16 protein-coding genes are annotated in these 22,791 nt (G+C 43.0%); 14 read left to right on the forward strand and 2 right to left on the reverse strand.

From position 1 onward, the window contains the following. Positions 1–41: 41 nt before the first annotated feature. The gene (locus ACQKMP_RS25210; protein WP_379424218.1) at positions 42–569 is read right to left on the reverse strand and encodes a DUF1036 domain-containing protein; all 528 of its coding nucleotides are present in this window, start codon (positions 567–569) and stop codon (positions 42–44) included. 58 nt (positions 570–627) lie between these two features. On the opposite strand from ACQKMP_RS25210, the gene ACQKMP_RS25215 reads away from it, so the two are divergent. From ACQKMP_RS25215 to ACQKMP_RS25225, 3 genes are all read left to right on the forward strand, one after another. After that, positions 628–816: a hypothetical protein gene (locus ACQKMP_RS25215; RefSeq protein WP_427471641.1), complete on the forward strand. Its 189-nt coding sequence runs from the start codon at positions 628–630 to the stop codon at positions 814–816. Positions 817–1,032: 216 nt separating this feature from the next. Next, positions 1,033–1,626: an RNA polymerase sigma factor gene (locus ACQKMP_RS25220; RefSeq protein WP_427471642.1), complete on the forward strand. Its 594-nt coding sequence runs from the start codon at positions 1,033–1,035 to the stop codon at positions 1,624–1,626. Positions 1,627–1,711: 85 nt separating this feature from the next. Next, entirely contained in the window at positions 1,712–2,536 is an 825-nt protein-coding gene (locus ACQKMP_RS25225; protein ID WP_340969689.1) for a hypothetical protein, read from the forward strand. Between the two features lie 163 nt (positions 2,537–2,699). Here ACQKMP_RS25225 and ACQKMP_RS25230 read toward each other — a convergent pair whose 3' ends face one another. Further along, the gene (locus tag ACQKMP_RS25230) at positions 2,700–3,722 is read right to left on the reverse strand and encodes an MBL fold metallo-hydrolase (protein ID WP_042188433.1); all 1,023 of its coding nucleotides are present in this window, start codon (positions 3,720–3,722) and stop codon (positions 2,700–2,702) included. Positions 3,723–3,877: 155 nt separating this feature from the next. On the opposite strand from ACQKMP_RS25230, the gene ACQKMP_RS25235 reads away from it, so the two are divergent. The 11 genes from ACQKMP_RS25235 (at position 3,878) to ACQKMP_RS25285 (ending at position 22,640) form a co-directional block, all read left to right on the forward strand. Further along, on the forward strand, positions 3,878–4,888 hold the full coding sequence (locus ACQKMP_RS25235) for a fumarylacetoacetate hydrolase family protein (protein ID WP_427471643.1): 1,011 nt from the start codon (positions 3,878–3,880) through the stop codon (positions 4,886–4,888). Between the two features lie 91 nt (positions 4,889–4,979). Next, the gene (locus tag ACQKMP_RS25240) at positions 4,980–5,561 is read left to right on the forward strand and encodes a TetR/AcrR family transcriptional regulator (RefSeq protein ID WP_042188435.1); all 582 of its coding nucleotides are present in this window, start codon (positions 4,980–4,982) and stop codon (positions 5,559–5,561) included. Between the two features lie 18 nt (positions 5,562–5,579). Next, complete coding sequence (locus ACQKMP_RS25245; RefSeq protein WP_231573272.1) at positions 5,580–5,729, forward strand: hypothetical protein; 150 nt, start codon at positions 5,580–5,582, stop codon at positions 5,727–5,729. Positions 5,730–6,080: 351 nt separating this feature from the next. Further along, positions 6,081–7,028: an ABC transporter permease gene (locus ACQKMP_RS25250; RefSeq protein WP_076283686.1), complete on the forward strand. Its 948-nt coding sequence runs from the start codon at positions 6,081–6,083 to the stop codon at positions 7,026–7,028. A gap of 13 nt (positions 7,029–7,041) precedes the next feature. Beyond that, entirely contained in the window at positions 7,042–7,911 is an 870-nt protein-coding gene (locus tag ACQKMP_RS25255; protein WP_313636918.1) for a carbohydrate ABC transporter permease, read from the forward strand. A gap of 66 nt (positions 7,912–7,977) precedes the next feature. Continuing rightward, positions 7,978–9,564 (forward strand): extracellular solute-binding protein, encoded by a 1,587-nt coding sequence (locus ACQKMP_RS25260; protein WP_427471644.1) that lies wholly within the window; start codon positions 7,978–7,980, stop codon positions 9,562–9,564. 288 nt (positions 9,565–9,852) lie between these two features. Then, positions 9,853–11,592: a sensor histidine kinase gene (locus ACQKMP_RS25265; RefSeq protein ID WP_427471645.1), complete on the forward strand. Its 1,740-nt coding sequence runs from the start codon at positions 9,853–9,855 to the stop codon at positions 11,590–11,592. Then, the gene (locus ACQKMP_RS25270; RefSeq protein WP_427471646.1) at positions 11,592–13,214 is read left to right on the forward strand and encodes a response regulator; all 1,623 of its coding nucleotides are present in this window, start codon (positions 11,592–11,594) and stop codon (positions 13,212–13,214) included. Before ACQKMP_RS25265 ends, ACQKMP_RS25270 begins: the two co-directional genes overlap by 1 nt. Before the next feature lie 84 nt (positions 13,215–13,298). Continuing rightward, positions 13,299–15,530, forward strand: coding sequence for an FAD-dependent oxidoreductase (locus ACQKMP_RS25275; RefSeq protein ID WP_427471647.1), 2,232 nt, complete (start codon positions 13,299–13,301; stop codon positions 15,528–15,530). A 17-nt stretch (positions 15,531–15,547) separates the two neighbouring features. Then, positions 15,548–16,756 (forward strand): GDSL-type esterase/lipase family protein, encoded by a 1,209-nt coding sequence (locus ACQKMP_RS25280; RefSeq protein ID WP_341128298.1) that lies wholly within the window; start codon positions 15,548–15,550, stop codon positions 16,754–16,756. Between the two features lie 277 nt (positions 16,757–17,033). After that, positions 17,034–22,640, forward strand: coding sequence for a hypothetical protein (locus ACQKMP_RS25285; RefSeq protein ID WP_427471648.1), 5,607 nt, complete (start codon positions 17,034–17,036; stop codon positions 22,638–22,640). Positions 22,641–22,791: the final 151 nt, after the last annotated feature.

Below are 22,791 nucleotides of genomic sequence, written 5' to 3' on the forward strand. Positions count from 1 at the left end.
ACTGAATAGGAAAGTCCAAGACTGTTTCTGCATTTTTTCGCTTAACGTTTCGAGATAGATTTTCTGCCAGCAGCAGGCCGTACAACTCGAAGACCTTTAATAGGAGAGGTACTCCGGCCAACACTCTTCTTTTTACCAGGAACTGCTGTGTTGACATTTAAAAACTTAGATTGACTTTGAATATTACTAGATACAATATTAACTGTATAATTTCTGAAGTTACCAATACTGATTTTTCTCAATCCTAGCCTTCTACAAAGCGGAGCATCACAGTAACCTGCGCCACCACAAAGTTTGAAAGCATTTTGCGGTAGAGTAAGATAGTTAACACCTGACCATACAAGACTCCTATCTGTAGATTCAGCATAGTAATATATCTCTCGATTGTTGACTGCTCCACTCAATACCTCTACCGTTTGACCTGGATTTATTGTGTACCAACCTACCGCTTCATACCAGCTGGGCCAAGGTATCAAGGGGTTAGAGCCCTGATTACAGCTTGCAGAGGAGTAATATGCGAAAGCAACATATACAGTTAAACTCGTATTGTTACGAAAACTAAGTCCCATTGCATTCAGCTCCCTTCTTGTTAATAGAATAAAGTATGCAGTTTAATAGGAGAAGGAAATGGACATCAAGAGAAACAATTTCGAATCGATTGGGCTGCTCATGAGTAAACTGACGATATGGATTTATGAAGTTCTAGCACTACTTATTACAGTTTTTTTTCAACAATCGTACCTAGATGAATATCTAAAACAAAAGACTGATTTAATTCACTTGCGGTGTCCAGAAAGCCAATTTATGGCTGTTTAGGGCACCTTTCGTTTTTTATATATGATTTAGGTAACACCAAAATCCGTTTTTTCTTTGAATCTACTACAGAAAATGTGATGATACATAGTCATGATATTCCTAAGGTTTATGATGGCATACTCTTTGAAGTAATTAGCTATGGCTTAATCCATGAACAATTGCTGTCACATTTTGGGTCGAGCTCTTCGTTGTATAGAGTGAAAGGGGGGAGACAGCTTGAATGATACGGAGTTAAATCAGATCATTGCAGATGTGTTGGATGGGAACACAGAACAATTCGAGAAAATCATGGATATTTATCAAAAACCGATTTTTCTCTACTGTTATCATATGCTGGGCAATTACGCCGAAGCCGAGGAAAACGCACAGGAAGTATTTTTGAAGACCTTCCGCACCTTGAAAAAATATACCCAATATCAGATGGATTTTGGCGCCTGGGTATACAAGATTGCCTACCATCAATGTATCGACATCATCCGTAAGCGAAAGTTAGTGAAATATTTGCCTTTCTTTTACCAGGATGAGAAAGAAAATAATGAAGTCGACTTGCATATTGAAGCCAACTATTTTGATGAATCCGTACATCAGGCCATGGCAAAATTATCGGCGGAAGAGCGTAATTTGTTAATCTTACGTTGTGTCGAGGATAAAAGCTACCAGGAGATCGGATTGATTCTCGGTAAAAACAGCGCCAGCCTTCGTAAAAGGTACGAACGTACATCTGCAAAATTTCGAAAGTATTATGCTCAAGTGAAGGGAGTGGGAGTGTATGAATATGGACAGGGATCGGGATTTGAAAAAACTGTTTGATGACCCGCGCATTCCCGACGCCGACTTGACAGGAAAAGTAATGAGAATATTACATGCTAAGCCAAAAGAAAAGGAGAGGTTTTTTATGAAATATAAAGTTGTTTTGACTGCGTGTGTAGGGATGATGTTAATGGCCTCCACAGGTTATGCGGCAGTTCAATATCATTCTTTGACGAATAAGGATGGCGAAGTCGTATATGAGACTAAATCGACGAAAGATTACGGAAAAGCAGAATCGAAAGATGAGATAGAGCGTTACAAGGCATTTTATGAACTTAAGGATAAGGTGCTAAAGAACGGGGAAGCTGGGCTGTTTTATATGGTTGCCAATAATCCGAATCATGAAACAATTCTTGGAACGAAGGTGACTATCTTCCAAGATCTTTCTCAATTGAGAGATAAGATTACGGATAAATCCATTAAGATCGCAGACAAAGTCAATGGAAATTATACATTCCAAAAGGCGGACGTAATCTTTAAAAATGCTCAGGAAGTGAATCCTCCTTCTTCGGAAGAAAAAAAGAAAATGGCAGAAAAGCTGAGAAAGCAGGCGGAAGAATCCAATCAGGGATATGCCATGATGCCGGTTGAAATGACAGATCAGTTTTTCCTTCTCTTTGCTACGTATCAAAATGGCGAAGATAAAATCGGGGTTAATATCACTAATCTGAGTGGAAAGAGCGATCCTACAATGTATATTGACGAGAAGGTTGAATTTAAGCAGGAGAAGGTTCAAGTGAAGGGAGTAGAAATGCTGCATACAGAATTTGCTCCTTCGCAGACGCACGAGCTGAAATGGGTATACGAGAGCCCAGACAAAAAGGTGAAATACGCCTATACTTTACGTGGAGACATAAATAAAGTAAGCAAAGAAACTTTGATGAAAATTGCAAAAGGCTATTTGGAATAATAAATATTAAAACAACGGGAATCTTCTCCAAATCTAGTTGGGGTTGATCATAATCGGTTCTAAGCGCCCATTTAATTCCGTTGAACAATTCAAAAAAACGGCCGCTGTTCGCATCGTTTGCGACAGGGCCGTTTTTTGTTTTTCATAGGTTAGCTGTAAATTGCTATTCTTGCCAAACACTCATAGGGTCCCATGGCTTGATCTGATTGCCATATTTTCCGGCCAAAAAAACTTTCATGTCTTCCAGCTTAGCAGGCACCTCGTTCCAAATTGGAAGGGGTGGTAATCCTCGTTTGCTTTTCAATAGGATGTCCACTGTAACATACAAGCGTTCTGGCTGAATCCAATGAAGGAAGCGGGAAATATCAATTTGCTTGGTCAGGGACAAGGCATCAATTTCGTCATTGTAATGCTTGTTGAACTCGCTGATCAAGTTCAGGAGGTAGTCTCTCTGCTCCTTCACGAAGTCCAGGCCGCAGATGGCGCCATGTCCTGGAATAACGATTTCGGGTTTAATTTCATCAATAATGCGGTCAAGCACTTTAACCCAATTGTGGGTTCCCTCTTCGCTGTATGCCGTACAACCGTTAAACACGACATCGCCGGCGAACAGCACTTTTTCTTTTGGCATCCACAGCAGCAAGTCACTGTCAGAGTGGGCCGGAGCTACGTTGTAAATCATAACTTCCGTTTCGCCAAGACGGATATTGATATCGTCCTTTATCTCAATATTCGGGAGCACCCATTCTACGCCTTCCAGGTCGAATCCTTCAAATTCCGCTGCAAAAAACCGCTCGCCCGAAGTCGATTCCGGAGAATCCTTTCCTCTTCTGATGACGTTATCCATCCAGGCGATATTTTCGGTGAGACGCTCTCTGGACGCTTCCTTGTGCATAATAATGCAAGCATCTTCAAACACTTTGTTTCCCCAGGCATGATCACTGTTATAGTGCGAGTTCACCACATATGCGGGAGAGCCACCGTTACTTACTTCCTTAAAAGCCTCCCGCATTTCCCGTGCATGGAACAAATCGAAGAACGTGTCATACACCAGCCCTTCACCCTTGTTGATGAACCCGGCATTGGCCCAACTGATGCCGCGATACGGCGAAATACCGGCAAAGACGCCATCTGCGACTTCAAAAAATTTAACGCGAGGTTTTTGGATAATACGTCCATACTTCATGAAAATTCTCCTTTGTGTATATGTTTTTGGGGTAAAGCATGCCTTTATTATAGAGAGTGGAAAACATAAATGCAAGCAAGCACTTGCATGCATTCGCTCCATGTAATATGATGTAACAGAACAACATCACACTACATGCATGGAGGCGCTGCAACATGAAACTAGTAACCTTTCAAACCAACACATCCCAGGAACCTTTGTTTGGGCTTGTAATTAACGAGAAATTTGTCGTGTCTTTTGCCGCAATCATGAAAAAGCAGGGAACATTCGTTGACAGTCTTGAAAGTATGGACAGCTATCTTCATTATTTACCGTCAAGTTATGATGCCGCTAAGGAATTAATGCAATATGCGGTCGAACAGTCGCATCAATTTAATGAAAATGAAATCTGCCCGATTGTAGCGGTAAAACTGCTGCCGCCAGTTCCAAATCCGGCTGCGCTTATCGATTTCGGACTGACACCAAGACATCTGAGAAATGCTGGCGTAAATCTGCTGCAAAGAGAATATACAGGGCCGGAAAGAGAAGAGCTTAAACAAAAAATTGCTGAAAAATTCCAGCAAGATCCGAACAAAGTAACTTTCAGTTATTACAAATGTAACCATAATGCATTAATTGGCGATGGAGATACGATTCATTGGCCTTCGTACTCTTCCTACTTGGATATTGAGCCGGAGCTGGCCTTTGTTACAGGGATGGAGAACTGCATTGCAGGTTATGTTATTTTTAATGACAGTACTGTCCGCGATGTGCAATGGCCGGATTTCCAGGGGCTGACCGGACCGACGCGCTGCAAAGATTTTGATCACAGCAAAGGAATAGGGCCATTTCTGGTTACGCCGGATGAAATCGACAATCCGCTGGTACTGGATGTGAATGTATTCATCGGGGAGAGACTGCACTGGAAGGGGAGCACATCCGAGTATTCTGCACATCCTGCAAAAGTGATGGAGGAGGTTCTCAAAGTTTTCACGCCGCTCCCGGGCACGATTATAGGAATGGGGACGATACCGGATTGCTGCGCAATCGAGACCGAAGAATGGCTGTTGCCCTCTGACCGAATCCAGATTACATTTGATAAATTAGGCACGCTCACGCAATTGGTGCCTGATCATGTCAAGATTACGGAACCAAGCCGCTGGGAAAAAAGAAGCGATTTGCCTTAAAAAACGTTTATCAAAATGATGAACCCCGACCCTGCTGCATATGCAAAACTTGTAGTAGAATAGGATTAACATATGCAAAAGGAGAAATACAATGCAAACTTCAGACAGAATCATTGAAGCCGCGACACAGCTCATCAAAAAGAAGGGCTATCGGGGAGTAAGCACCAAAGCCATTGCAACGGAAGCTAAAGTCAATGAATCTACGATTTTCCGGCAATTTGGAAGCAAGCAAGGCATATTGGAAACCATCATTGAAAGACATTCGGATATCCCGCAATTTGAGAAGCTGTTAAAAGAGGACGCGACCGATAACCCGGAAATCGATCTGCTGAATGTAAGTCAGCAGTACCGTTTGTTTTTCCATAAAAATGCGGACATCATTTTGATTGGCATCCGCGACAAAGGAATGCTTCCCGAATTAGACAGAGTGCTAGCCGATCCGCCGGCGAAGCTTCACTCCTTGCTGGTTGAATATTTTCAACGCTTGCAGAATAAAAAAGTTATAGCCAGACAGGATGAGCGTCTTGTCGCAATGTCTTTTCTCTCGATGTGCTACGGATTTCAGATGAGCGAGCTGATTCACCGGCAATATCAATCCCAACTCGTCACCGAGGAAGAGTTCTACAAGCACAGTGTCTCATTGTTTGTTAAAGGAATTTTGGCTCAGTCATAAGCACTATTGATTTATTTAATGAGAAGTCTAAACTTACGAGAACGGGCTGAAGCTGGAAACTCGGTGTTACTATCCATTCATCTAATGGAAGAGCATGCAGCGACGGTTGATGATGTGATGATTATTAAGCATGGAACAATCGTTGCTGATGGAACATTGGAGAAGTAAAAGGTAATCCTTCCACGCTGGAGGATGCCTTTTTTGCTCATGAATGTAGTTTTTAGTAATGGAAAATAAAATACGTGGATGCATTATATAAAAAACATGTCTCATTAAATTAAGCCCAATTTTTTCTAGGGCTTTTTTTGTTTGAGACCTCAGGATTGTATTTGGTCTATACTCAAACTTTCGAGTCAGAGTTATTATACGAGCTTTAATGCAAGACAATCATGCCTATTGTATTGAAATTATCCAAGGCTGTACTTACTTAAAATCTTATAAGAAATTCTTGAAATCACAGAAATTTATTCGGGTAGTGGGATGCTATTATACAAATATAAATAAAGACGAGGTGATGATATGCAAGCAAAATTGGCAGCGGACGCCATTCCCCTCACCAAAAAGCGGAATTCATGGATAAGAACGATAAAAAAGTATAAAGTGATGTACGCTCTCTTGTTCCCGGCATTACTTTACTTTGCCGTATTCAAATACATTCCTATGGCGGGAATCATTATTGCTTTTAAAAACTATAACCTAGCATTGGGACTATGGGATAGTCCATGGGTGGGATTTAGAAATTTTACAGATTTTATGAACGGCGTTTATTTCTGGGACATCATGAGAAATACGATAATCATATCGCTGTATAAGCTATTGTTCGGTTTCTCAGCTCCTATCATACTTGCTTTGCTGCTCAATGAAGTTTATACCCAATGGTTTAAGAAAATCGTACAAACAATCACTTATTTACCCCACTTTCTATCATGGGTCATTGTTTATGGAATGATGGTGGCATTATTAGCCCCAGGGGATGGTCTTTTTAACATGATTTTGAAGGAAGCTGGAGTTGAACCCATCTCATTCCTAACGGAACCTGCCTGGGGCAGACTGCTGATCATCTTATCTGAAATATGGAAGGATATTGGATGGGGAGCGATATTGTACCTTGCAGCATTAGCAGGAATCGATCCAAGCTTATATGAAGCGGCTAGAATTGATGGCGCTTCCAAATGGAGACAGCTATGGCATGTAACACTTCCCGGCATTCGAGGCGTGATGATTCTGATGCTGATCCTTAAATTAAGCCATATTCTGGATGCTGGTTTTGACCAAATATTCATGTTTGCCAACAGCTTTAATCAGGAGAAGATCGACATTATCGACACATGGGTATACCGTGAAGGGCTCGAGCGACTTAAGATTGGCTTGGCTACTGCTGTGGGATTGTTTAAAGCGGTCATCGGATTTGTTTTAGTGTTGGCAGCGAATAAGCTCGCCAAAAAATTCGATGGGCAAATTTGGTGAGGTGGTTATCAATATGATCAATTTGACAATCGGAGAGAAAGTCTGGCAAGCAGTCGTTTATTTTATTCTTATTTTGCTAGCTCTACTTTGCTTACTACCCTTTCTATATGTGGTTGCTGTTTCAGTGACGCCAGAATCGGAAGTGTTAAGAAGAGGAATTGTTATTATACCAGAAACCTTTACCTTTCTAGCCTATAAAGAAGTATTCATTTCTCATGGTATCGGGCAGGCGTATAAAATTACATTGTTTCGAACGATAGTAGGCACTGCTCTTAATGTGTTCTTTACGGTAATAGCGGCATATCCGTTATCCAAAAAATATTTGCCGGGTCGAAGCCCATTTTTACTATTCATTGTCTTTACCATGATGTTTGGGGGAGGATTAATTCCGACTTATTTACTAGTCCGCTCTCTGGGATTGCTAAACAGTCCATGGGTATTGATTATTCCAAATCTCATTAGTGCATTTAATCTGGTGATCATTAAAGGCTTTTTCGAGCAATTGCCTGCTGAAATCGAGGAATCGGCGAGGGTAGACGGTGCAAGTGAGCTTCAGTCGTTATGGCGGATCATTTTACCCTTGTCCTTGCCCGTCCTTTCCACAATTTCCTTATTTTACGCAGTCGGGCATTGGAATAGTTATTTCGACGCTATTGTTTATATCAATGATTCCAACTTAATGCCGCTTCAAGTGATCTTGCGCAACATCCTGCTTAACGTCGCAACACAAAGTGCTGATTCGCTTGCCAATACCGGAGCTGTTAGTACGTTCGCTATACAAATGGCAGCAGTTGTTGTGACTACAGTTCCGATTTTGATCGTTTACCCATTTATGCAAAAGCATTTTACCAAAGGTGTACTCTTGGGATCTGTTAAAGGTTAAAAAGAAATTCCAACCTGAGTTGTTACGGGGAAACCGTGATAATATAGAAGCAAAGGAGAGGTCATTATGCAACGTAAAGCGATTACATTTGCTATTCTGACAGCAATGGTCGGTGTGGGAACGGTATTGTCAGGATGTGGGGACAAAAAAGAGGTTACATCGTCAGCTACGGGTAATTCACAAGGCCAGTCTAGTCCCTTTGAAAAAAAATTGAAAATTTCGATGTTTAACCAAGGCACTTTCAATGCTGCTGCTCCGATTCCTCCCCGTGAAGAAGATATCCAACGACAAATGTTGGAGAAAGCAGTAAATATCGACTTGGAAATGATGATTCCTCAATCAGGTCAAGCAACGACTAAATTAAATACGCTCATTGCTGGAGGAGATATTCCAGATTTGATTTTCTTGAAAAGCCGGGCTGATCTCGCGCAATATTATGACCAAGGCGTTCTTGCGGATTTGACACCGTATCTGGATCAATTTCCTGAATTACAGAAACGTTTTAGCAACGACTCCTGGGAGGCGATGTCCTATCAAGGAAAAACCATTGGGGTTCCAGGTTATGATAATGTAAATGGTATCAGTCGAAGCTTCTTCATTCGCAATGATTGGCTGAAAAAGCTGAATATGGAAGTGCCAACGACACCTGACGAGTTATTCGAAGTTATGAAAGCCTTTACAGAGAAAGACCCGGACGGTAATGGCAAAAACGATACTTACGGATTCATAGGCGGCATGAATAAAGAAGGCAATCTGCAAACCTACGGCTTCGATAGTTTGATGTGGATGTTTGGTGTCAATCCTCCATCAGCCATTGATGTGAAAGACAATGAACCGGTGTTCCTGTATACCGACCCAAAAATGAAAGAGGCGCTCACTTATATCAATAAAATGATGGAAGCCAAAGTTGTAGATCCAGACTGGGTGACGATGAATACTCCCGATTTGTTGGACCAAAAGTTATTTAAGGGTAAAGTTGGCTTCATGATAAGAGATGCACGCAGGCTGGAACCGGATTATCAGCAGAAAATGAAAGAAATCAGTGGAGAGGTACCGGAATGGATCGTCATTCCTCCAATGATAGGTCCTTATGGTGATCAAATTGTAGAGAGAAAATCGTTCCAAGGCAATTCATGGGCCATATCCAAGAAAGCGGATAAGGACAAAATCATTCGGATCTTGTCCATGCTGAATTATCTCTTTACGGACAAAGAAGCATATCCGAATTTTGCATACGGAATTAAAGGAATTCATTGGGATTTAGTGGACGGCAAGATCAAGAATAAAACCTCCGAATTATCAAAGGAAATGAAAGAAAAGTACCTATGGGTTGACCATTATAGAATGCCGCGTCGTGGTGATGATGCTGAGTACTTCAGCTTCCAGAATCCTAAGACGGCAGAAGCTTTTGAGAACAATCAGAAATACGTGGCGCCTACTTTGCCCGGGAATTTATTGACTGAAGACCCGAACGATACATTGGCAGCTGACCGCCAACGTTTCATTAATGAAAGTTTGGTTAAATTTATGACCGGAAAAGATCCTCTTACTAACTGGGAGAATTTCCTCAATACGTTGGATACCAAGTTTGACATGCAAAAATATAAGGACACAGTAATCAAGCAATTTAAAGAAGCGGGCTTAATTAAGTAAATCAAGTAGAAACGGTTTCGCCGTCCTTTTAAAGGACGGTACCGTTTCAGCGAGAAAGATAAGGAACATTTATGCGCGAAGCATATAAATTCTTATCTTTTAAATAAAGAGAGAGGCTATAAATAGCCCCTCTCTTTATTGAAATATAAGAAAGTATAAGTTTTACTTTATACTTTATCCTTCTATTTTTCGAAGAAACGCTTATCGTCCTTAAAAAGGACGCCGAAGGCGTTTCTTCTTATCATATGCTATTATTTGTTTAATAGAGATTTAAAAGGAAGATGATAGATGCGTAGAAGAATCAGCTTGCCTTTAAAATTATTTTTTATCGTGTTTGCATTTGTATTAAGCTGCATAATCTTGATAAGTCAATTGTCTTACCACTATGTCCAAAAGGAAATAAGAAAAACTGACATTTATTACACCAACCAAATACTAGACAAGGTAGATCAGTATTTCACAGTTAATTTTTCCTCCTTTCAGACGATCCTGTTCTCGGTCGAAACATCGGTGAAAGCCAACATTGACAATACAGAAGTGATTAAAAAGCAATTAAGAGAGCTGTATGAACTCAACAGTAATTACGTCAGTAATATTTATTTGATCAAAAGCGATTTATCCATTCTAGGCGGGAGTACACCTACCCGAATATTCGATGAACCTTTAGCTGAAAGAGAACCTTTGTTTGATGCGGCTGACAAGAACAGAAGGACTACCTTTGTCAGTGATCCTTACAAATCTAAATATTCCGGCTGGACAGTTACGATGGTTCGATATCTGAACAGTGCTCCGTTTCCTATGGCCATTGCTGTAGATTTGGATCTAAATGCCATTGAAGAAACCTTGTTCAAGATTAATAAAAAAGAACAAATGGATTTGGCTCTAATCACCGCATCGGGAAAAATCATTGCCGGATTCTCGGAAAATAAAGGACCCATGAATATTCAAGATCATACTTTTTCAATCGGTGAAACGACGGCGGAACAAATTCTGGATACTGCAGAAACAAGCCTTCAACTACATACCAAGGATGGTATTCCAGTCTCCCTTCTGAAAAAACCGACGGAGAAATTCAACTGGACCATCATCTCGATCAACGATGAATCACGCTTGAAAGCTGCTTTGTCCAGATTGGAAACCTATTATATCGGGCTTCTAGCTGCAGGTCTTCTTTTAAGTCTGTTCATTTCCTTTTTTATTGCCAAATATATAAGGACCCCTCTCTATGCGCTCAAAACAAAAATGAAGCGGGTGGAGCAAGGCCTCCTCACAACTACAATATCGATTAACCGAAACGATGAGTTTGGAGATCTCTCCCGAGCATTCGATCGTATGCTTCAGCAAATTGTGGAACTGATACGGGGAGCAGAGCTACATAATGAACATGAGCGGAAGCTGGAAATCCAAGTGCTTCAGTCTCAAATAAACCCTCATTTTCTGTATAACACGCTTGGTTCTATCAGCAATGTCATACGACTCGGACAAATAGAGAAAGTAGATGTGGTGATCGAGTCTCTCATTTCAATATTGGAATATGGGATAGCTGATGCTTCGGAGAAGGTATCACTGCGTCAGGAATTACAAAATGTATCGGACTATATCTCGATCCAGAACATCCGCTATAACAGGAACTTCCACTTGATTGAAAATATCGAAGCAGATTTAATAGATTTCCCAGTTTTTCGAATGCTGCTGCAGCCCCTTGTGGAGAATAGTATCTTCCATGGTTATAACGGAGGGGGGATCGAAGGCCCTATTACTATTCATGCGTACAGGGAGGGCGGCATCGTCATCATAGAAGTAGTTGATCTAGGCGAGGGAATTCCAACTGATAAAATAAAGCATATTTTGATTTCAGAACCGAGTGATGTGGAATTGAAAAGGAAAAGAATCGGGTTGAATAATATTCATGACCGAATAAAACTTCACTACGGAGAACAATTCGGGCTTCAAATCATAAGCATACCTAAGGAAATAACCCGTGTTCAAGCCTTATTCCCAGCAGGCTCGTTTAAAGGAGATGCATGATGGTGAGAGACTACACCTGCTTCATTGTTGACGATGAAGATCTAATCATTCAGAGATTGGAATTGTTTTTTAACGAGCTCTCCCAAAGGGATAAGCGATTTCATTTAGTGGGAAAAGCAAAAAATGGTCTGGAGGGGATAGAGGAGATAGAGAAGCTTAAGCCGGATATCGTGATATCTGATATCGTTATGCCGCGAATGGATGGAATTTCCATGATTGAGCAGCTAAAACCAAAGCTTCCCCATACCCAATACATTCTTTTGACCGCTTATTCATCCTTTGAATACGCCCAGAGAGCTATTCAAGCCAACGTCTTGGAGTACATTGTTAAGGTTCCGCTCAGGGAAAAGGATTTAGATCGTGCTTTAGATAAGGCAGCCGGGATTTTAAATGAGGTTAAGAAAAAAGAAGCGGAATTTCAATCGTTAAACGTATCCGTACTTGAAAATAAATATAGAGTCCGCAAGCAATTTTTTAATGAGCTTATCAGAGGCGAAATTCCTTCTCATCGGGCATCGGATTTTGCCAATCGCATGCAATTCCATTTCTTTCAAGCCAACTATTGCTGCTTCATTGTTGAAATGAATTTGTATGAAAGTTTCCGAAACGATTATTCAGCGTCTGATCAAAACATCTTGAAATATGCGATTACGAATATAATCGAAGAAACTGTGGTGAATGGTGGCAGAGGTGTAGCAGCGGATCTATCCGATAATCGTTTTATTGGCTTTCTTTCCTGGGAAAATAATCGCAGCGATATGGACACGGAATATGCTTGCCATTCATTGGGTAGTCAGATCGTCTCCCATTTACATCAATATTTGAATCAAAGGGTATCCGTCGCTTTTGGAGGTCCGCACCGAGGCTGGGAATCTATCAAACAAGCTTACATGGAAGCTAATATCGTGAGTGAGGATTTCTATTATCATGAAGAGAAAGTAGTCAAAACACCCATGCATCGGTTCCATTACCGTAATGACAAAAAGGAGGACTTTCAGCTGAAACTGGCTGATTTTCTCACATGGGTACAAAGGAAAGTTTCCAAGGAAGCGCTGGAGAAAGAACTCTCTGCTTTAAACCAATTTGTAACGGATTATAAAATTCATAAGTCCATCATGGCACCTATGCTTCAAGGCTTGTACAGAGACATTACTGCGAAATTTAAATCGGGGAACTCGTTGACCACGGATGTATCAGAGTTTCCCATAAAATTCATGACATTTCGGGAGCAGCTTGCCTATATTGGCGACTTCACATTCGAATATGTACACGCTGGCCAACTTTTACATCGTATAGAAATCATGAGTGCTATGCGGTTTATAGAGAAAAACCTTAAACAGAGATTAACGCTCGAGGCGATTGCCGAGGAAGTGAATTTAGCTCCATCGTATTTTAGCAGCTTATTCAAAAAAACAATGAACGAGGGCGTTATCAGCTACATCAACCGCAAAAAAATTCACTTAGCTCTCGAGCTATTAAATGTTCAGGATTATTCTTTATTGGAATTGTGCGAGGAAGTAGGAATTGTGAATGAAGGTTATTTTTGCAAATTATTTAAAGAATATACGGGTGATACGCCTAAGCAATATCGGATAAAAATGACACGGTATGAATCCAAATAAGGTTGCAAAAAATGTATAAATTTCTCGCGAAATCATGTAAAAAAAAGGACATCAAAAGGCTTACCATGATAGAAGGATCTAATCATGGAGGTTATCAAAATGGAGCTTATTAAAGCAGATGTAACCGTCGTAGGCGGAGGTATTGCTGGGATATGCGCTGCCATTGCTGCCGCACGCCAAGGGCTGCAGGTTTCACTTATTAATGATCGGCCGGTTCTTGGAGGAAATGCGAGCAGCGAGGTCCGGGTTCATATCAACGGGTCAGCATATCTCGGAAACAGTCCATCCTATTATGCACGTGAGGGCGGATTGGTGGAAGAACTCAAGTTGAAGATTTTTCACTATAATCCGTTATACAACAAGAAGCTTATGCTTTCGCTTTCGGATACGGTCTTGTTGGATATGGTTTATGCTGAGCCTAACATTTCTCTATTTCTGAATACATGCGTGCATGAAACGGGCATGGAGAACGGCAGAATTAAATGGGTGGAGGGCCTTCAATTGGCTTCCGAAAGAAAATTCCGTTTCGAAAGCCGAACCTACATCGATTGCTCCGGAGATGGAGTTGTCGGATATCAAGCAGGTGCTCTCTTCCGCTGGGGGAGAGAAGCGAAGCATGAATACATGGAAGAATTGGCTCCTGAAGTGGCGGACCATTACACCATGGGCGATACGATCCTGTTTCAAGCCCGTGACGTAGAATATTCCGTTCCATTCAAAAGACCTGGCTTTGCGTATGATATTACGAAGTTGGCTTTTTTCGATAGTATCAGAAAAGGCTTAAACCATCGGGCTTTACCAAGAAAAATCAATGGGCTTGGCGGATTGTGGTGGCTGGAATATGGTGGACATATGGATATTATCAAGAATAATGAAGACATCGCATTGGAACTGCGGAAATTGGTGTACGGGATTTGGGATTATATCAAAAATAGCGGCGAATTTGATGATGTAGACAATCTCATCTTGGATTATGTATGCCCGATTCCTGGAAAGCGGGAGTCGAGGCGGTTCATAGGGGACCACATGTTGTCTCAGAACGATCTTACAACAAAGCCGCATTTCGAAGATGCTGTATCCGTCGGTGGATGGTATATGGATTTACATGCGAATAAGGGCATCTACGATGAGGGGCCAGCTACAGCATGGAATTTCGTGCCTGGATTGTACAATATCCCTTTCCGCAGTTTATATTCACGAAATATTCCTAATCTCATGTTCGCTGGTCGCAATATAAGTGCTACCCATGTGGCTTTCGGATCTACTAGGGTAATGGCAACCTGCGGTTGTATGGGGCAGGCGGTTGGAACGGCAGCTTCGTTATGCTTGAAATATGAGATAGACCCTGCGGCCATAGTCGAATCTCATATGGAGGAGCTGCAGGCGCTGCTGCTTCGAGATGGCCAAACGATTGTAGGGCTTCAAGAGGAATTGAATCCTTACTTCGCTGACGGATTAACTATTCGTGCCTCGTCTCAGCGCAGCTATGATAATCCTCATCCAACTGAAGAGATTCCCTTGGAGAAAGGGTTATGTTTGGTCTTGCCGATTCAGACATCCGTGGCTGAAAGTGTACGGATCAAAATTAAAAATAGGTCCGAGCATTCGGAAACTTTGCATGTAAAGCTGTTTGCCGGGGAACGGAAGGAAAACTACATTCCCACTAGCGAGTTGAAAGATTACCGCTTGGATATTGCAGCCGGTCATGATGACTGGATTACGCTAAATTTGGGCTGCAAGAAACCGGCTGACGACAAAATCTACATCGTATTGGAAGGTACGGCGAGCCTTGCCGTCTACGGCAATGAAGAAAAAATAACAGGAGCAGTCAGCTTCCATTATAGGCCGGAAGAGCCGTCCAGGCTGAAGAAATTCAATAAGAGCATTTGCTTCAAGGATCTGTTACCGTCCCAGAGTATGTATAATCCCGAGAATGTCGTCAACGGCTTCTCCAGACCTTATGGTCTACCGAACGGCTGGATTTCTGAACGTACGGAAGAACAGGAATGGTTGGAATTCTGTTTTGCAAGCCCCAAAAATGTAGACGAAATCCATCTTGTTTTCAATTCACAGTTGGATTTGGAGCATTTCAACGACCCGATCGAGTCCCTTATCCAAGATTATGATATGACCTTGACCTTAGAAGACGGAACCGAGAGGACAATCATAACTCGTGGGAATTATCTCACGTTGAATAAACATAAGGTGGATGCGAAACATGTAACCCGAATCCGGATTAATTTCTGCGCAACGTATGGTTCGCCTTATTTTGAAGTGTTTGCAGTAAAATTGTTTGCTCCTAAAATTGATAAATGAGGTCAGGTGAAGTAACGATGAAGGAATTATTCCCACGTAATGGGCTCCCCAATATAATTCAGAAATTGGAAAATGGGGATACCGTAACAATCGTCTATTTCGGCGGCAGTAATACCCGTTCTGAAGGCTACAGGGTCATGACGGCGGATTGGCTTCGTGAGAAATATCCTAAGGCGGATATCCGCTCTGTGAATGCAGGCATTAATGGGACAGGATCGGATTTGGGCTGTGCCCGTTTGGAGACAGATGTACTGCGTCATCGGCCTGATCTAGTATTTGTTGAATTTGTCGGTAACGATGGCGGAGATCCCGAATCCAAGGCGCGGATCGAAGGGATTGTCCGTCAGATCCGCAAGCGGAGCCGGTTTACCGATATCCTGTTCGTTTATACGCTGAAGGAGCGGGATGTGGCCTTATTTCAGTCTGGGGAATACCAGAAGGGGGCTCTAATGCAAGAGGAAGTGGCCGACTATTATGGTATTCCTTCGATTCATCTGGGCGTAGCGGTCAGTCACTTGGTGTCGGAGGGAAAACTCGTTTTTACCTCAAGGGAAGACGTGTCCATTTCTGGTGCCGTTGTTTTTACGCATGATTCGATCCATCCGACAATTCCCGAAGGACACCAGATTTACACGGATACGATCACCCGGTCATTTGAGGTAATTATCGAACTCAGAGGTCATCAGGGAAGGTTAGTACATCACTTACCTCAGAACCCGTTGGTTCCGGCTAATCCTTGGGAGTATGCGACCATGCTGTCACTGGATAGTCTTACTACTTTTTCCGCAGGATGGTCTTACATGACGCCCGATGATTTTGCTTTAGTGCGCGAGTACAATTGGTTGTTCCCCGGCCTATGGCGAGCAGTCGATCCTGGAGAGGCTATCACGGTGCAGTTCGAGGGCACCCATATCGGGTTATTCGATATCGGTGGGCCTGATTCTGGCAGATTGAAGGTGTCGGTGGATGGTGGGGAACCCTTTATTATCGATCGATTCACACTACACAACGATCATAATCGAAATCAGTATGTATTCTTGCCGGAGCTCCCGAATGGAAAACATACGGTTCGCTTTGAAATCGATACCGAGAAGACAGACAAAGCGGCCGTGTTTGAAGCATGCGGCAATGAACGAAGTAGAGAGCACGTTAGGCAGCATCCAGATTGGTATGATCAAACGGTGATTCAGCTTGGGAAGTTGTTATTAGTGCAGCCGCCATTATAATTAATCATTAGGCTTTGTACAATTGGTAGACCTACATCATAACTGACTGCAGTTGAGCGGGCAGTTATGATGTAGGTCTCTTTTTTAAAGGACGACAAAGTCGTTTCTTCTTGCTTAAAATCTTATAAGAAATTCTTAAAATTAAAGAAATTTCACAGTTCTGTAACATGCTATGATAAAACCGACAGAAAGGCTAATTGCTTCTTTACGATCTTCGAACAAAGGAGGGCAACATTATTTTGAAAGCGTTATCAACACAAGGGAGGCTGTGAGTTGTATGATAAAAAGGAAGCTGTTTTTCTTAATCGTTTTCATCGTGACGATATTAGTTCCTTTCAGCCTAGTCGGAATAAGGACCGCATACGCGGAGCCCTTACCGTATAAGACGATTATCATCGATGACGGGAGCATCACGATCAATGATGTTGTGACACCTGATGTGGGTAACGAGAACAACGGATATTCAGCTCCGAATTGGACCACAAGTACAGGGGTGAAGGGATATGATAACTCCAGTTCTAAATATACGAGTACAGCAGGTAGAACGATATCCTGGAATCCACGATTGGAAGCGGGAACGGCGAAAATTTCGTTATACAAACTTAACTGGGAAGATAAAGCAGATAGCAATGTAAAAATTGAAATCGTCCACAATGGAACGACTGATGTTCTCTATATGGATTTGCGGCCTTCATTTGGTGCTCCTGCGGGATGGGTTGATTTGGGAGAGTACTATTTTTCCGGAGTTGGTAAAGAATTCGTTAGATTAACTCGGTCTACCAGCACAACCAGCACGATAATTACTCGTGCAGATGCGGTCAAGTTCGAAGGGAATATTCAGCAAAAAGAGCCGCATAAGACGATCATCATTGATGATGGAAGCATCACGATTGATGATGTCGTCACCACTGATGTAGATAACGCAAATAACGGGTTCTCCGCTCCTTATTGGACTACAAGTACGGGAGTGAAGGGATATCATAATTCCAGTTCCAAATTTACCGATGCAGTAGGAAGAAGCATCACATGGAATCCGCGATTGGAAGCAGGGACGGCGAAAATTTCATTCAACAAGCTTGATTGGGCGGATAAAGCAGACAGTAATGTTAAAATTGAAATTGTTCACAATGGGATTACGGATGTCATGTTCATGGATCTGAGGCCCTCGTCGGGCCCATCGGCCGGATGGGTTGATTTGGGGTCCTATTATTTCAGTGGTGATGATAGCGAATTTGTCAGACTGACTCGAACGCAACCTACGACCGGAAAGATCGTTACGCGGGCCGATGCGGTCAAGTTTGAAGGGAATATCCGGCAGCAAGCTCCGCCGTTGCCTCCGCTGCGCAGCCGTACATTGGCGAATCTCAGTTACACGGAAAAAGGCAGCATCGAGAATGCCAGCTACAAAGTAACCTTCTATGAAGCAGCTTGGGATGGTGGCAAATCCATCGTTCGTGATATGTTCTACAAGGACACGGATACGGGGAACTGGGTGCCTGTCAATAATGTGGCGGAAAGACTTGAAGAGCAATGGGTCTTAATGGATGGAAATGCGGGGAGTCTAACCAATTACTACGATACGATGAACAAACGCTGGATTACATTCGACGAGATTGATTTCCCTGACAGCCACACGGCGATATTAACCGATTCTTCACATGGAAGCGATTACGATTTACAAGTGAACTGGTCCATGTCAGGGGACAAACCTGATGTTTCCTTCGCTTTTACACCCCGCCGGGATGGAAATTACGTGATCGGCTATCAGTCTTTCACAACTGAGCAAATCTCTGGCATCAATGAAGTGTTAAATGGTTTCAGGTCACACGCCAAAATGGTAGGTTCGGTGGAATCAACAAGCTTAAGGGAGCTAAGCGCTCCAATGAGTCTGGTTGAAAAGAATGACGGTTCGGGGAATCCATTGACGTATGGGGTATTTGTACCTTCGGATGAGCTCCCGGTTGAATTTGAACCGACGGGAGGTGTTACGAAACAAAGGCTTGGCATGAGCCTTGTCAACAACGAAGGCAGCGTGCAGCCAATCTTGTATGCTCCTCAATTAGGGACATATTCGCAAATGACCGCAGAAAGCACTTATCAATTTCATATGGGACTAATCGCTCAAAAAAGCAATTTGTATGAGTCCTACGCGGATATTCTTCGCAATGAGTACGGTTATTCCGCATACCGGGAAAATGTATCAGATCAGTCGCTTACTGACGCGATGTTCAATATGATCGATTTACTTAAGATAGAGCCGCAAGGGGATGACTCTGTTGATTATGTCCCGTCACCCAGCGGATGGTGGAGCCGTGCCAAGGGCTTTATTGACATCGAAAACGAGGATAGTGTTCGAACAAGCTCGAATGCCGTTCTTTTGGGGGCTTACTATTTGACTGGGGATGACCAGCTTTACGATACGAGAGCATTGCCGTCCGTCCAGTATGGCTTATCGCGAAATGGTATAGGCTGGTCGCCGACGCAGAAGCCAGTATACGGTGTGCCGTCGTTATGGAAAATGGCAACCTTGCCATTTGATTTTTCTAGCGTAGCCGCTGTCAATCAGATGATGGGGACTACGGCAGGAATTGGAGCGCTGGCACAGGAAGAGTACCTCGTGCGTGATCCTGACCAGAAAGACCGGGGTCCTGTCATTCAGCCCCTGATGATGTATCGTATGACGGGAGATGCGCAGTATTTACAGGCTGCCAAGGATGCAGCCGACAGCTATATCATGCAGCATATTGATACGCCTGCATCCGTAAATGTGAGTAAAAATGAGTTCATTTATTATTATAGCAAGCTGTGGATGGAGATCTTGGAGCTTTACGAGGAAACTCAGGATATCAAATACTTGAATGCTGCTTATAAAGAAGCCAAACGGTATGCAACGATGTTCGTTGCTCGTCCGGTTCCTGAAGGTGCCGTTACGATTCCGCAGCCTGAGACGTATAATTACGCGGAGTCGTTCCATTGGCCGGAAAGTGGTAAATATCAATATCCTCGGATCAAGCTCCCAGAAGATGTAGCCGGAGGCGTACAAGCGGATAGTTTGCTTGTCTCTCCCAATGGATTGACGTTTGAAGCGGGAAGTACAACTGGTTATTATCGGATGAATGCTCAGGAAGCTCCATTCATGCTGAGATTGTCGCTCTATACAGGCGATAAATTGCTGCAGGATATTGCTCATAATGCAGTCATCGGACGATATTCCAGCTATCCAGGGTATTACTATAAGGGCTTCGCCGTTAGTCAACTTGAACCGGAGTTTCCTCTGGAAGGCCCAAGCGGGGCTACATCCATCTATTATCACCATATACCGGGACAGCTCGGGCAAACGATAGATTATTTGATCAGCGAACAATCGTTGAAATCGAATGGAAGTATTACATTTCCTTCTGTATTTGAAACTAATTTTCTATGGTTCAAATATCACCTCTATGGAAATAAACCAGGTCATTTTTACGGTAATTCCAACGTTTGGCTCTGGATGCCTAAGGGGATAATTCAGACCAACCATTCTCAATTGAATTGGATAACGGGAGAGAGCGGGAATAAATTCTACATCGGGTTAAGCAACGAATCGGCAGCTGAAGTTCAGACTCCGATCGAATTGAATGCGCAAATCATTGGGTTCAACCCGGCACAAGATTATACCGTAACCATCATCCGCGACGATGGCACACCTGAGCAAGCGGTTATGAGTGGTGGAATCATTCAAGCCACGGTTTCAAGCAAGGGAATAACCGCTATCATTGTGGAAGGACTCAACATTGAAGTGCCGCTTCACCAGGTCAGAACTGCTGAAACATCGGATGCCAGCTATTTCTTTGATATCCACAGTCCAATAGATGCGGTTAAAGGCATGCTGATCGTCAAGCCCGACGAAACGGCCTACGATGCTTATGTGCAGGCAAAAACGACGAAACCAGCGACGATCCATTATTCCTTGGATGGCGGGGCTACGTATACAACCATTCCAGATAAGATCTATCCGATGGAATGGTCGATACGGGTAAACAATTTATCCCAAACCTTCACTTATTATGTGGAATCGGACGGGAAACAGACCCGCAAGCGGACACTCTATCTGCCTGATCAGGTAACCGAAACTCCAGTTCAACCGGATTGGCAGGAGGGTTCATCTATCATTGTGGATAATACGGAGGCAGAGACAGAAGGCGTCTGGATACGGGATACAACGGCTAACGACTATTATTATGATAACTATGTGTATGCCAAATCGACTGCTGGCACAGCGACAAGCAGAATTGTTTGGCGACCTGATCTGCCGGAAAGTGTTACTTACAGTGTGTACTATAAGCTTCCGCAAATAACCGCTGCTAGTGAAAATTGGGCAACGAATGCCTCATTTACCGTTTATTATAGCGGAGGCTCCGAGACGGTTACCGTAGATGAGACAGCGGCCAATGGTACTTGGGTGTACCTGGGTGCTTATCCTTTTGCAGCAGGCGATAGTGGGTACGTGGAATTAACCAATAAGGCCAATAAGTCACGGGTAGTCGCCGATGCGATGATGTGGGTGGACCCGAACAAGATACCGCAATTGGAGTCTGCGGTGATCCTGTCGGATCGGAACGAACTGCAGATGACTCAAACCGCACAACTAAGCGTAACCGGCTATTTGGATAATGGTCTGATTGGTGATCTATCACAGGCAAATGTGCAGTATTTCGTTGATCGAACCGATCTGGCTGAAGTGGACAGTAGCGGTTTGTTGACCCTTCTAAGTCTCGACGGGGAAAAGGATCACATTGAGGTATGGGCCACTGTAACGATTGACGGGGTGACCTTAACAACACCGCCTTTGAGAATTGCGATCAGGGAATTAACGGTTATTGTCGACAGCACGAATACGACTGGGTTGTACACGACAGAAGGGTCTTGGAGCCAAAGCAATTTAGCCGGATACAAAATTGGTGTGAAGTCCCGTTACTCTACCGTTCAAGGATCCTCAGCGACGTGGAAAGGCCAGTTTCCAGAGGGGAAATATACGGTCTCCATCTACAAGCTCGTCCATACGACGGCAAATGACAATTATGTCAAAGTGGAAGTGAAGCATCAGTCGGTTACCGAGGTCACGTATATCGATGCAACCGTTGGCTCGTCGGGTTGGGTTAATCTAGGAACGTTCGACTTTACTGGAGACGGCAGCGAGTATGTTCGTTTAACAAGGGTTACTCCGACAACGGTAGATCCGCCAACTCTACCTGCCGATATGATTTATACCAGGGCTGATGCAGTCAAGTTCGAACGGCATTCCAGTAGTCTGCCGTTGCTTGCAAATGGGGTGCCAGGTAAACCGACACTATCGAATAATAGCGGTGTTGCGACAGGCTTACATGATGGCAATTATGAGGTTACGATGAATATGTGGTGGGGAAACAATGGCACACTGTATAAGCTGTACGAGAATGGCCAATTGATCCAAACGAAGTCACTCACCGATGTTTCGCCAGCTGCTCAGACTTCCATTATGCCTATTCAAGGAAAGCCTAATGGAACCTATGTGTATACATGTGAGTTATCGAATTTGTATGGAACGACTTCATGTGATCCACACACCGTCACCGTGACTGATGCGAAGCCCGGCAAACCTGTTTTGTCTAGTGACAACTGGGATCAAGATGGGGACTATAACATTACTGCTAATATGTGGTGGGGCACGAACGCAACACAGTATCGATTATATGAAAATGGCGAACTTATTGAAACGCAATCTTTATCTTCACAAACACCAAGTGCTCAATCGGCCACTACACAAATTTCAGGGAAATCTCCTGGCATCTATCAATATCGCTGTGAGTTTATGAATGGAAGTGGAACAACGGAAAGTGATACTATACAGATTATTGTAAAATAAACCTATGAGCTGAGTGGATGAGAACAATCCATTCGGCTTTTTTATTTCTTGGAATTTAGTATTGAACTATGTAAAATGCTAATCATTCAAGGCTCACAACTGAGTGATATTTACACGAACAGGTAGTAGTGCTTCAGAAATCCTAGCTAAG

Origin of the sequence: Paenibacillus sp. NPDC101420 (genome assembly GCF_050277435.1) — a bacterium.
Classification (GTDB): domain Bacteria; phylum Bacillota; class Bacilli; order Paenibacillales; family Paenibacillaceae; genus Paenibacillus_AQ.